Raw genomic sequence first — 13,444 nt, 5'->3', positions numbered from 1 at the left:
ATTAAATATTTTATAACTTAAAACTTCATAATTGTTTTTATTTTTTATAAAAAACAATACATTTGGAACTTAATAACAATAAACCAATATTATAATATGTCAATTTGGAAAACTAAACCTCTTTCGGTATTGCTTGGTGAAGCATCCGAATCTGAAAAAGGATTAAAAAGAACCTTATCTTCACGTTCGCTTGTTGCACTTGGTGTTGGAGCAATTATTGGAGCAGGGCTATTTTCTCTAACAGGAATTGCAGCTGCGGATCATGCAGGTCCAGCAGTAACACTATCATTTATTTTAGCTGCTGTAGGGTGTGCTTTTGCAGGACTCTGTTATGCTGAATTTGCTTCAATGATTCCTGTTGCTGGTAGCGCATATACTTATTCTTATGCTACAATGGGAGAATTCATGGCCTGGATAATCGGCTGGGATTTAGTTTTAGAATATGCATTAGGAGCTGCAACCGTTGGTGTAAGCTGGTCCCGATATCTTCTTGAGCTTCTTGCCAAATTCAATATCCATCTTCCTCCTGACTTAATTTGTTCTCCATGGGAAACACTTACTTTAAGCAATGGCACAGTCATAGAGGGAGGAATTGTTAATTTGCCTGCAATTTTTATTGTTTCATTACTTTCTTTATTATTAATTAAGGGAACAAAAGAATCAGCAACTATAAACAATATATTAGTTGTGGTAAAAGTTGCTGTGGTTATTATCTTTATAGTTCTAGGATGGAAATTTATCGACACAACCAATTACACTCCTTATATTCCTGAAAACACAGGGGTCTTTGGGAAATTTGGATGGTCAGGAATTGCTGCCGGAGCTGGTACTGTTTTTTTTGCATTCATTGGCTTTGATGCTGTTTCAACTGCGGCACAGGAAGCTAAAAATCCCCAAAAAGGAATGCCAATTGGTATTTTAGGTTCTTTGATAATTTGTACTTTATTATATGTGCTGTTCTCTCATGTCATGACAGGACTTGTACCTTATTATAAATTTGCAGGAGATGCCAAACCTGCTGCTACTGCTTTTGCTGTAACCGGATATGACTTTTTACAGACCGGTTTAATTGTAGCCATTTTAGCAGGATATACTTCCGTAATGCTGGTAATGTTAATGGGACAAAGCCGTGTATTTTATACAATGAGTAAGGATGGTTTACTTCCTCCTTTTTTTAGTGAAATCCATGCAAAATTCCGTACTCCATGGAAAACGAATATTTTCTTTTTAGTATTTGTAAGCATATTTGCCGGACTTGTTCCTGTTAGTGATTTAGGACATATGGTAAGTATCGGAACTTTATTAGCATTTGTTTTGGTTTGTATAGGTGTTATGGTTATGCGCAAGAAAATGCCTGATGCACCAAGAGCTTTCAAAACTCCATGGGTTCCTTTCGTTCCTGTAGCCGGTATTGTTATCTGTTTTGCTTTAATGTATTCACTTCCAAACGAAAGCTGGGCAAGACTTGTAATCTGGATGGCATTAGGTATTATAATATACTTTATTTACGGAAAGAAAAATAGTAAATTGAACAACCCGAAATAAGATTTTTATTAAATAAAAAAGAGGATTATGAAGCTTAAAAAACTTTATAATCCTCTTTTTTATTTGAAATAACTTATAAATCAAAAACTGATGTTCTTTTCGCCCGAATTAAATCTTTTAGCTTAATCCAAAATGCAAGAGTAAGATAGACTCCAAACCCCAAACCAGCAGTAACAAACGAAATATAGATAAAAAATAACCGGACATTTGTCACACGCATTCCAAGCTTATCCGCCAATCTGGAAGATACATGAAAACCATACTTTTCGAAAAAGAATTTAAGTTTTAAAACGAGAGACATAGAATATTTGTTTTTTTTCAAAAGTACAAAATTATCTTATTGACTCACTTTCTTAATTATCTAATTATTTTTAAGTAACTCCATTCCTACAGCGCATTTCATACAGCCATTTACATCACAATATTGACTTTTAAGCTGTAATAAAGATTGTGTTTCAAAAGCATTTTCTGAAGAAACTCCAATAGATTTAAATTTATCAATAATTGAGTTTTTCTCTGGAGAAATCCCGTCCAAAATTGAAATTAAATCTTCTGCAATCGATTCATTTACCGTTTTAGCATAGGCAAATTGTAAAGGAACAATCGTATTTATCACCAATAAATCTATAAATGAATTAGACAATGATTTTGTTTTATTTGGGCTTTCTTTATCAAATTGGTAATGATTTTGCCAATATAAACTGGTCGAAACATCAAATACTTTATAAATACTATTGATAGATTTCAATTCAATTATTTTAGAAAACAAGTTTTGATGCCGGTGATATAAAGCTGCTAATTGAGATAAGCGAATAGTTGGAAAATTATCCGGTCTATGCTTAAAAAACTGAACAGGTTCTGTATACACTTTTTCTATTTGGTATTTATGTAAAAGATAAAAATACCTAAATTTTAAATCCTTAAAATAAACATCTTCTTTATCAGAATCCAATAATCCTGTACTTCCAAAAAATAAAGCTTCCAGATTTTCCAGGTCAAAGCTTTCTTTTCGAATAATTGAAAACGGAATTGCTTTTGCAAATTGCAGAAATGCGTTTCCATTGGTATTTAAACCAAAATTTTTAGCTAACAAACAAAATAAAACAGCTTCCCAGTCCTGATTTGTTTCTTTTAGCAAATTATAAATAGATTGTGATTTTCTTTCTAATCGCTCAAAGAATAAGCGTTCCTGCCAATTTTTAAAAACAAAACTCTGTATTTTTGAAATTTGTTTTTCACAATATATCCACGATTTGGGGGATTTTAAATTATTATAATTTGAAATTGTTTCAGAAGACACATACTTCTTTAAAACCAAAACGGGTATTTCTACATTATTTTGTCTGTAAATATCAGCGTCGTGTTCCCAAACTACATGCAAAATTACATTTTCATAAGCCGGATCTTTTTCATGAAGATGTAAATACCAATCAGATGATTTTAAATGCATTTCAACATTTCCTGCCCATTTTTGATCTCCTATTTTTATTTGGGCATTAAAAAAATCAGGTCCGGCAAGTTCCAGATAATTACCCGTGTTTATAATCGTAATTTCTTCCTGATTTATAGTTCTTAAATTTAGAGTATCAAACTTTTTAAACTTCCAGAGATAATGAAGAAAATCTTCTTTCATTTTTTTTAGACTTTATATTGGTTTACAATATTCTAAAGTACAAAAAAAATAGTATAAATATTACAATTAAAGAGATATTGATTTAAAAATTATCCGAAATTATTTCAATAAATATAATTTTGCACATGCCCTGGCATCAGATAATGCTTCATGATGATTAAGCTGAATTCTCATTTCCCGACAGCAATCACTCAATTTGGTTGGTTTTACCCCTTTTGCTTTATAAATTTTCACAGTACATTCCCATTTATTAGCAACATTCAAATCTTCGTAATGCAAACCATAGAGTGCCATGGATTTAATTAAAACATTCCGATCGAAACTTTCATTGTGAGCAACTACTATTCTATTTTTCAAACGTTTTTCAATTTCAGGATATACCTGTAAAAAAGTTTTTGCATTTATGGTGTCGCGAGGATATATTCCGTGAACCTGAATTGTAAAAGGATTATATTCGTTATTAGGCGGCTTGATTAAAGTAACAAACTCATCTACAATAATTCCGTTTTCTACAGTAACAATTCCAACTGAACAAGGATGATATGCTGTGGCCGTTTCAAAATCTATGGCAGTAAAAGTCAATTTGATTTAAGTTTTATGATTTACATTTTTAATTGCAGATTTCAGCAGCAATTCTATTATGCAAATTTAGGACTTTACCTTTTCTTTTAGTCTATTGTCCGTTAAAAAGTAAATTATGTATTTGAATAACACATTCTAAAAAGGATAACCAATTGCAATATTAAAAATCAAATTCTCTTTCCTCCACGAACCGCTGCCAAAATTAATATTATCTAGTACCCATCTTTCATTTTCAGGCAAATACGGTTTTCTTAAAGGAAAAGCTAAATCAGTTCTTAAAACCAGAAAAGATAAATCAAAACGCAATCCGGCACCTGCTCCTACTGCAATTTGTTTCATAAAATCTTTGGTGATTTCTGCTCCGGGCTTATCGGGATCAGCGTTTAAAAGCCAAATATTTCCTGCATCTACAAATATTGCACCTCTAACGATACTGAAAAGTTTTGCTCTATATTCTGTATTAAATTCCAATTTCAAATCGGCAGACTGATCGGGTAAATAAGTACTTGATGTAGGTTCTGCTTTATAGCTCCCCGGACCTAAAGATCTTGCTCTAAAAGCACGAATACTATTGGTTCCTCCCACAACAAACTGTTTCGTTGCAGGCATTGCTGTAGAATTTCCATAAGCATACCCTGCACCTAAAATAATTCGGCTGGCCAATTCGCTTTCTTTTCCAAGTTTTAGATAATGTCTGAAGTCTGTTTTGATTTTTACATATTGACTAAAAGGAACATCTAAAATCGTTTTTTGATTATCTTTTTTAACATCAGCACCTGTTACTAGCCCAGTAATATTTCCTGCCAGGTCCAATTCTCCATTAAAATAAATTGTATGTTTTCTACGTTTTTGCATAGTATTCGTAAACGTATATTGATAAGTTGGACCAAAAATCAACTGTTTTTCAATTACCCTCCCTAAGGCTGGATCCTGATCAATGTCTGCCTGATATTCCGGTGTTACATTATTCGGACTCACATATGTAATATCTATTACGTTTAGCTGATGCTCTTTTCGAATATTTTCTTTCCATAAATACCCCAAAGAAGCATTAAAGGAGTTTAAAGCATAAAGCTGTGTTCTGTTTTGATATTCATATCGCAATGTTGCTTTTGTTCTTGGTACAAATCCGCTAGGTCCTTCAATATTAAAAGGCGTAATAAATCTTGGCCAGGTTAAACTTGTTTCTGCTCCAAGTTTATAAATATTGTTTCCTTTATTTTGTCCTGCCAATTGAAAATCTGCTCCGCCAAAAACAGATACCGTAAGTAATTCTGCACCACGAAATAAATTTCTGTTGTTCCAGTTGACATTGATTTCTGAACCTGTATAGCTAGCTGAATTTGTTTTTCCCAGCACCTCAACCCGAATGAACTTTTTTGGTAATAATGTTAAATAATAATAGGAATCCAATGTATTTTTTAAACTATCAGAAACTTTAAACTCATTTTTAACGAAATTAAATGTCCCAAGATTCACAAAACGGTTTAAAGTTAAATTGTGATCTTTTCGATTGTATAAATCTCCTTTTTTAAAATAAATTGTCCTTTCAAAAACCCTTGGCTTAAAAGTATCTGCTGTATCAATTATCGTGAAATCTTTATACTGAACAATGTCATCTTTTTTATATTGTACACTATCTTTTGAAATAGAGAAATTTGGATAAACAATGATTTTATCAATTTTGTAAGCTATTTTAGCTTTCTCCGGCGTTTCTTCTTTTATCTTTAATTTTATATTGACCTCATAATCTCCTTTTGTGCTATCTACCTGAGCTAAAATATAATCAGGATTAAAATAATAATATCCTTTCTGCTTAAGTCTGCCATCAATACGTTCACGCTCTGCTTTTATAACATCCAAATCGTATGGATTCCCGGGTTTAAGTAAACTTCTGCGGCTTGTTTTTGCAATTGCTTTACCCAAAGCAGATGAATCTTCAGGAAATTTCACCTCTTTTATTTTATATTGTCTTTTGGGCTGAACTGTATACTCCGCCGTTACTCTTTTATTTTTGGCAGTAGAGTCAGCACTGACACGTGTTTTAAAATAGCCCCTGTTTTCGGTAAAATTCCTTAAAACTGACGAATTATAATCTAAATCTACCTGACTAAAAAGGACAGGCGCTTCGCCCACTTTGTTTCGTAACCAATATCTAAACCCTTTTTCTTTTTTGGGCTCTCCGGCAAGATTGTAAATCCATAATTTAGGACGTAAACCTAGTATTTGTTTAGTTGGTTTTGGACGTAATAAATCCTTTAATTCTTTTTCAAGTGCTTTTCTGTCTTTCTTTTTTATCACAGAATCTTTGACCGTTACAGATGCTCCGGTATATAACAATTCTCCTTCTGGCAAATACTTAGTATTGCTGCATCCAAAAACAAAAAACTGGCAAAGCACAATACAATATCTGATATATCTGTTTTCCATAATATTATGTTTTTTGCTCATTACCCTCAATTTGATCTATCTGATTTTCTTCCAGTTTCTTTTTTTCCTTTTCTTCTTTCTCTTTTAGTTTCCTTTTTTCTTCACGAAGTTTTTCTTCTCGGATCATTTCTTTTTCTTCAGCACTGCGATAAAAAAGTTCACGAAATTTATTGTAACTCATTGTAATAATAAAAGCTACTCCTGTCTCAACAACCTGCCCTTCTACTGCAACCTGATATTCGTTTTTACGATACGCCCGCACCATGTAGCGACCATCTTTGGTCAGTTGATAATCTAATGCAACATCTCCGGCAATATTTGTACTTTCTTCATTGGCACGTTCCTGTCCTTCAACACCAAAGCTGCTTCCAACAGTAACTTTTAATCTGTCATTAAGGAGTTTTTTGGAAACCCCAACATTTAAATCGGTTCTGTTTTCTCTTGCCCCTGAAGTATAATCATCTGTAGATTCCAGATCAAATTCTAACTCAACGCCTTTTATTAACTCTCCGGCAAGATCATTCAGTTGCTGAGACAATATCTTACTTACACTTTGTCTGGCTAATGATTCAGCACTCGTTCCTCCGCTTTCACTTGCAAAAGGATTTTCTCCAATGAACCTGTTCAGTAATAAAAGTGCAAAAACCTGTTTATTCAACTCAGCAGGTTCTTGTCTTAACTGCTCCAGTTTTGCTTGTGAAGCCGTAACAATATCTGATGAGACATTATAATTTCCATCAGGCAGAATAATGTCAAAAGAGATTTCAGGTTTTAACAATTCACCCTTCATTTTCAAATGCGTCTCAAACGGAATTTTTTGTTTGTATGTATTTCTAATTGTTGGACTTACCGCTAATTGACTCCCTAACAAATCGATTGGTGCAGTTTCTACTTTATAGATTGCCGTAATATTTAAAGTTGCCATTGTTGGTTCTCCATTCCAGGTTATTGAGCTTCCTTTCTGAATATCAAATTTTCTTCGGATCATATTAAAATTCATTTCATAAGCTCCTTCCGAAAATTCATATTTCCCTGTTAAAGTTGTTTTTCCTGAAGGATCGATTCCGCCCGTAAGCTGTGCTTCTCCTTTTAAATTCAGGTAATCTCCATTTCCTTTATCGATAACCAATGTTAATTCAGCTTCTTTGTCGATTGTAATATCTACACTAACATCCATCCCTTTTAGCGGAGATTGATTTAGTTTGTTCTCCATTTCAACCGTTTGTTTCAGATACAAATTATCCTCATTGACAAACTCTACAATTCCTTCACGATCTGCAATAGAAGGATCTGATTGAGGCAAGACAACAGAGAATTTCGTTTCTTCATTGATTTTGATATTTCCTCCAATAACCGGACTGTCTAATGTTCCTTTGATATTGAGTTTGGTATCTAAAAATAAATCTCCATAAAACAAATCATTGTCTGCTGCTTTAGAATTTATTGCGCGGAAATTATCTGCAGTTACAGTTAAGCCAAAATTATAATTCTTGAAATCAGGAGACTGAATTGTTCCGTTTACAGACAACTCATTGTCGTTTTGATCGTATAATGTAAACTTATCAAAAGTAATCACGTCATTATTGAAAGTAATTTTTTCCTGATTTGTTTTAAAATAAGAATTCAGCTGTGTTATTCTAAAACCGGTATCATTAAAATTTAGTTCCCCTGAAACTTTTGGGCTTGATGTAGTGCCAACGATTTTAAAATTACCCGACAAATAACCTGTTCCTTCGGTAATATTTTCCATCGTAAATCCCTGAATACTCTTAATAGTCAATTTATTAACATCAACATTAAAGTCTAAATTACCATCACTGATTCTGTAATTTCCCTTTACATTTACATCATTTTCCTGTCCGGTCAGCATTACATTTGCAGCCAGTACATTATTGGTTTTATTGTCAACTTTTACTTCAATATTTCCAACTGCCTCACCTCTGAATGCAAAATCATCAATTTTTAAATCTGATGTAAAAGTGGGACTGGTCATTACATTTTCTACAACCGCGTTTCCGTTAATCAAACCTTGCATCAGCAATTTATCTTTTTTGACTATATTTAAAATAGTCTCGATTTTAAAATCTACAAAATCAACCTGCAACGGTGCGTTATTCTGAGTTCCCTGAGATTGAATTTTTAATTCATTTCCGGCATTTTCTAAATAAAACTTATTAATATAAAGCCTTTTATCTCCAATTTCAACCGCGTTTTCAGGATCGATATTCCATTTTTCATAATTCAAAACGAAATTTTCGGCATCAATTTTAAGGATGTTTTTAGAATTTTCTGCCTTAAACACACCCGCGATAAAATATTGTTGTTTTTGTTTCGCATCCTGAATTTCAAGCGCATATGTCAAATTATTATTTTCAACTTTTCCGGATAAACTTGTAAACGGAACTTTTATCGCGCCACTTTCAATCGTGGCAACAGAAACCCTATATTCTAACGCATTTTCTTTGGCTTCTATATTTATTTTTCCGTCTGAAATTGTGTTTGTTCCATAAACAATTCTCGGAATCGTTCCTTTTATTTCTAAGGTGTCGGTAACATTATTGTATTTCCCTGTTATATTGACCGGCTCTAAACCAGTTAATTTAGGAATCAGTTTAAAGAGTATCGGATCGTTATCAATTTTTAATTTAAAAGTCAGTCTTTGTTCACCTGATTCTCCGTTTACTTTCGGATTTTTCAAATCAATGTATTTTGATAATGATTTTTTTATGGCTGAAGTCAGTGTTGTCAATTTATATTTTCCATCTGCCTCAGCTTGTAAAAACTGTGAAGATATTTTGATATTGTTTCTCGTATTATCTGAAAAAGCAATTACACGAACCGAATCCAAAACAATAGGTTCGGTATCTTTTAAAATTTGCACGTTTGAAAGAAACACTTTTCCGTTTAAAAAATCAGGATTACTGTTGACGACGTCAGCATCAATATTCCCTCTTAATTTCATTGGTCCTGCATGAAGATTCAATTTTTCCAAATCGGCAATATCCAGGTTTAGTTTTAACTTGATTGATGGATATTTTTGCTTTGTATTTCCGCTAGCTGTCAGCTTAAAATTTAAATTTGGATCGCTCATCCCTGATTTGACTGCAAAAGATCCGTTTTCGATATTCCCTTTTAAAGCCAAATCTCTGTAAGTATATCTGTTGAAAACTGCTTTTTGTACAATTCCATCCAATTCTGCCACTGCAGTTTCAGGATCCAGCCCTTTCCCTTTTACTTTTGTTTTGAGGGTAATTTTTCCGATAGAATCATTTTTTATCAATCTTCCCAGATCAAAATCAAGCAGGTAAACTGTTGCATCATATTTCTCCCCTTTTTTTATGCGCTGGTCAAATAAAGCATCTATTTTGGCATTTCCAAAAGTGCTGTTTAAAGCCAAATTGGTTTTGAAATTCTGAACAGAACCTTTAAATTTTCCATTTAGATTAAATTGTGACGGCAACTGAATATTCTTCGGAATGGTTCCCGTGGGAACAAAAGAATATACATCTTTTGATGTGCTTGAAAGTTTTTTAATATTCAGATCATAATTGGCTTTTTGGGCATCTGGCAAACCGATAATTTTTCCAGAAAGGGAAACTTTGGTCGTTCCGATTCCGCTCATTTCGAACAATGGGATGTTCAGATTTTTTATTTTTCCGTTTAACTGCGTATTTAAATATAAAATCGCGTTTGGATTATCCCTGAACGGATTTGTTTTATGCAAATCAGGTGCAAATAATAATATGTCTTTAAAACCAACTTTGGAATCTTTTAAATTAGCATCTATAACGAGATTAGGAAGATCTTTTTTTAATGCTGCAAGTGAAGAATATGTCAGCTTAATTTTGTTTTGTAAAAGTGTTTGAGGTGTTCTTATGTATAAATTATCCAGAGATGCATTTTTTGAATCATAAAAGAAATTGGTTTTTAATGACTGAATCTGTAATCCTCTTTTTTCATTTGCTGAAAGCGATTTTATATTTCCTGAAATGGTATCATTTCCATAATATAATTTAGCTGCCTGAAGATCAAATTTACTCAAATCCAAATGACTGTAATCAATTCCTTTTTGAGTTGGTTTTGATTCCATATTATCAAATTTGAAAGCAATATTTTGTATCGTAACATCTTTTAATTTTACTTTCCAGCCAGCTTGTTTGATAGAAGTCGAATCCAGACTTGGGGTTTTCAGTTGTTTGTCTTTTACTCCTAATCTTAAATTCCCTTTTAGGTTTTTCAATTCGAAAGTATCGAAGTCCAAAAGCTGTCTGTTCAAATCAATTTCATTAACATTCAGATTCAAAGTTCCCAATTTTATTCCTGAATCCAGTCTGGAATCTTTATTATCGTAAGAAACATCAATTTTTGATAAACGAATTTTATCTAATTTTAATCTAAAGTCCTTCCTTTTCGAAATTGTATCCACTGTTTTTACAGAAACTTCAGCAATTTTTTCAACCGCATCCTGATCCAATACCAATTTCAATCCGTTTAAGTTAATATTCGGAATATCGAAATTCATTTTATCCAGATCAAACTTGTTGAAATAGGTATCAAAATGCGATAATTTTACTTTCACATCATTTTTAGCAAAATCATCTTTGAAATTAAAACTGACATTATCCAGATTTACTTTTACAACAGCTATTTTGAATGGTTTACTGTCCGGATCTTTCGGTTCTTTTGATTCGAAAGCTTTAATAATATAATCGAAATTAAATATGCCATTTTTATCCCTGTATATATTGGCTTTTACATTTTCCAGAGAAACAGAATTGATTTCAAGTTCACTGTTTATCAGTTTTACCAGATCAACATCAATCTCTAATCGCTTTCCTGACAGCAAAATATTCTTTTTTTGGTCTTCAAAATAAAAACCTTCCAGAACTACCTCTTTTGGAAATTTTATCGCAATTTTATCTAAGGAAACTTTTGTTTTAATTTTTTTATGCAGGAAAGTAATCGCTTTATCCTTAGCATAATTCTGAACAGAAGGGACCTGAATTAAAATAATAAGAAGTAATAAAAGTGCAATTACAGAACCCACGCACCAAAGTAGAATACGTAGTGTTTTTTTTAAATAATGAATTATCTTTTTATTCATACGCCAATAAAACACATTAGATTGAAATTGCGTTATCGAAAGTGTGTATCTCTACAACTTACAAAATTGTTAATTTTAAGTTCTAACAATTTACATAATTACACGCAATTATTCTAAAATTTTACTGACAAATAATCATGCCATAATTTATCAGGATGACAGTTAAAACTTAATTGAAGGTTGTTTTTTTTCTAAAAGTTTGATTTTTTGCTGAAGCTTAGCCAAAAATTTCTGATGCTGCTCAGACTCAGGATTAAAGCTTCGATGGTGCAATCTCTTTTGTATATCTTCAATTTCCTGCATCGTCAAAAAGCTATTTTCGGCAATATAGTTTTCGCTGAATTTATGCCAGATATAATCGATTGCTACTTTATTTGGATGTAACATATCTTCTGAATAAAAACGATAGTCCCGAAGTTCATCCATCATGATCTCATATGAAGGAAAATAGTCCTGAGCCATGAAATGTGAATTATTAGTTTTTAAAACCTGATGCAATGCTGTAAATAAATGTGATTTACTAAGCTGATTTTCTGCAAAACCGTCTTTTATATGTCTAACGGGAGAAACAGTAAAAATAAATTTCACATTTGGATTTAGAACCTGAATTAAGTCGATGGTAGTCTGAATACTTTTCTGAATTGTATCGACCATTAATAATGCTTTGCAAAATTGTTTTTGAGGTACTTTATGGCAATTGGCAACAATTTGATCGTTTTCAACACTTCTGTAAACCCAGGAAGTACCGTATGTGATAATTATATGTGTAGCTTCCTGTAACTTATTATAAGTTTGGGTAATGGCTTTATTTAACGTTTCAAGTAATTCTTCTCTGTCTGAATTGCTTAAATCCGAATGTACTTCAAAACTATGCCAGCGCTCATTGTGAAAAAAAACATCTTTTTCCTGAAAAAAATGTTTTTCGCAGACTCTTCGAAATAAATTTTCAATTGAAAGCGGGTTAAAAATTATCCCAAATGGATTTGTTATATTTTGAAACTTAAAATAATCCAATTTATCTGCCATGTTTTCTGCAAAACAAGAACCAATAGAGAGTATCTTCGAATTATAATCAATTGGAATACTGCTTTTTGAAATTGGGATTTGGGTTCTGAAATACATGGTTTGTAATTTAAACACGAATTTCACGAATTTTTACCAATAAAAAAACCAAATACAGATGTATTTGGTTTTTTATAGTTCTTAACAGAGTCTTTTCATTTTTAATAGAAAAACTCGACTGTAGCTATTTCTCCTTCTTCATTTTCTGTACTTTTTGTTGGATATCCGGCTGAATTATATGTAAAAATATAGGTAGCTGTTACTTCATCGTAATCCAAATCTTTTTCAGAAACTATATTATGTAATATTCCAGAAGCTTCACTATCTTCAAAAGCCAATTTATCAAATCCTAAAACATTTTTCATCGGATTGTTTTTGTCATCATAGATATAGCTTCTGCTTGGTCCATAATCTATAATTATTTTAGTCACTTCTCCGTTAGTAAAAGTTACTTTCCCTTCTCCATTAAGTTGATTTTGTGTTTTGTCATCTCCTATATACTCTTTTATTGAAACTGTTCCGTCAGAATTATAGGTATAAACCTCTTTATTTCCCAATTCATCTAAAGGCTCAACTCTTACAAATTTAATTAACCTGTTGTTTGAGTCATACTCATATGTGTTTATTTGATCAACTGTTCCATTTGGAAGTTTATATTCTATTTTGGTAATCAAATCTCCTGTATAAGTATAATAACGATTAAATTCTCCCTGATCATCAGTTACACTAACAATTTTATTACCACTATATTTATAAATTGTAGTCACTTTTTCTCCTTCAGAATCAGTTGAAATCGTTTTTTTAAGTAAAACCAAATCTGAAGAAGGTGACCCTGAAGAATCTTCATCACTTGAACAAGAAGTTAGTGCAAAAGTCAAAGCTCCAAAAAGGCATAAAATTTTTTTCATTTTTAAAATTTAGATCATTAATATTTCCTACAAATGAACTAAAATAAGACCTAAAAACCTAACTTGTTTTAACAATAAAAAACCAAAAATAATTAATCAAAAAGATATTTAGTATCCTAATAAATTATAACTTTCTAAAGAACAAACTTGTAAATAATTATTATTTAATAAAAAAGTATA

At 31.9% G+C, this 13,444-nt stretch carries 8 protein-coding genes; 1 reads left to right on the top strand and 7 read right to left on the bottom strand.

The annotated features are described in order from the left end of the window. Positions 1 to 96 precede the first annotated feature (96 nt). Complete coding sequence (locus BXU10_RS11980) at positions 97 to 1,545, top strand: amino acid permease (protein WP_078227516.1); 1,449 nt, start codon at positions 97 to 99, stop codon at positions 1,543 to 1,545. 73 nt (positions 1,546 to 1,618) lie between these two features. Here the strand turns inward: BXU10_RS11980 and BXU10_RS11975 are convergent, their stop codons facing one another. The 7 genes from BXU10_RS11975 to BXU10_RS11945 all read right to left on the bottom strand — a co-directional run bounded on the left by BXU10_RS11975 (position 1,619) and on the right by BXU10_RS11945 (position 13,264). Next, the gene (locus BXU10_RS11975; protein ID WP_031456752.1) at positions 1,619 to 1,846 is read right to left on the bottom strand and encodes a PspC family transcriptional regulator; all 228 of its coding nucleotides are present in this window, start codon (positions 1,844 to 1,846) and stop codon (positions 1,619 to 1,621) included. 60 nt (positions 1,847 to 1,906) lie between these two features. Next, a complete protein-coding gene (locus BXU10_RS11970) occupies positions 1,907 to 3,178 on the bottom strand; it encodes a DUF2851 family protein (protein WP_078227515.1) in 1,272 nt (423 codons plus the stop codon). Positions 3,179 to 3,277: 99 nt separating this feature from the next. Next, positions 3,278 to 3,760 carry a 3'-5' exonuclease gene (locus BXU10_RS11965; protein ID WP_078227514.1) on the bottom strand — a complete coding sequence of 161 codons (483 nt, stop codon included), beginning with the start codon at positions 3,758 to 3,760 and terminating at the stop codon, positions 3,278 to 3,280. Positions 3,761 to 3,895: 135 nt separating this feature from the next. Then, entirely contained in the window at positions 3,896 to 6,211 is a 2,316-nt protein-coding gene (locus BXU10_RS11960; protein WP_078227513.1) for a BamA/TamA family outer membrane protein, read from the bottom strand. Then, entirely contained in the window at positions 6,195 to 11,294 is a 5,100-nt protein-coding gene (locus BXU10_RS11955; RefSeq protein WP_078227512.1) for a translocation/assembly module TamB, read from the bottom strand. Before BXU10_RS11955 ends, BXU10_RS11960 begins: the two co-directional genes overlap by 17 nt. A gap of 162 nt (positions 11,295 to 11,456) precedes the next feature. Next, positions 11,457 to 12,416, bottom strand: coding sequence for a GSCFA domain-containing protein (locus BXU10_RS11950; protein WP_078227511.1), 960 nt, complete (start codon positions 12,414 to 12,416; stop codon positions 11,457 to 11,459). A 101-nt stretch (positions 12,417 to 12,517) separates the two neighbouring features. Beyond that, a complete protein-coding gene (locus BXU10_RS11945) occupies positions 12,518 to 13,264 on the bottom strand; it encodes a hypothetical protein (RefSeq protein WP_078227510.1) in 747 nt (248 codons plus the stop codon). Between the last annotated feature and the right edge of the window lie 180 nt (positions 13,265 to 13,444).

The sequence above is a fragment of the Flavobacterium sp. LM4 genome, assembly GCF_002017935.1.
Taxonomy (GTDB): domain Bacteria; phylum Bacteroidota; class Bacteroidia; order Flavobacteriales; family Flavobacteriaceae; genus Flavobacterium; species Flavobacterium chungangense.
Note: the sequence above shows the minus strand (reverse complement) of the source record. Positions and strands in the feature narration are given on the sequence as shown.

Bases quoted from the DNA above. Each gene is read 5' to 3' on its own strand.
- BXU10_RS11970 (WP_078227515.1), bottom strand. From the start codon at position 3,178: ATGAAAGAAGATTTTCTTCATTATCTCTGGAAGTTTAAAAAGTTTGAT.
- BXU10_RS11980 (WP_078227516.1), top strand. From the start codon at position 97: ATGTCAATTTGGAAAACTAAACCTCTTTCGGTATTGCTTGGTGAAGCA.
- BXU10_RS11945 (WP_078227510.1), bottom strand. From the start codon at position 13,264: ATGAAAAAAATTTTATGCCTTTTTGGAGCTTTGACTTTTGCACTAACT.
- BXU10_RS11975 (WP_031456752.1), bottom strand. From the start codon at position 1,846: ATGTCTCTCGTTTTAAAACTTAAATTCTTTTTCGAAAAGTATGGTTTT.
- BXU10_RS11950 (WP_078227511.1), bottom strand. From the start codon at position 12,416: ATGTATTTCAGAACCCAAATCCCAATTTCAAAAAGCAGTATTCCAATT.
- BXU10_RS11960 (WP_078227513.1), bottom strand. From the start codon at position 6,211: ATGAGCAAAAAACATAATATTATGGAAAACAGATATATCAGATATTGT.
- BXU10_RS11955 (WP_078227512.1), bottom strand. From the start codon at position 11,294: ATGAATAAAAAGATAATTCATTATTTAAAAAAAACACTACGTATTCTA.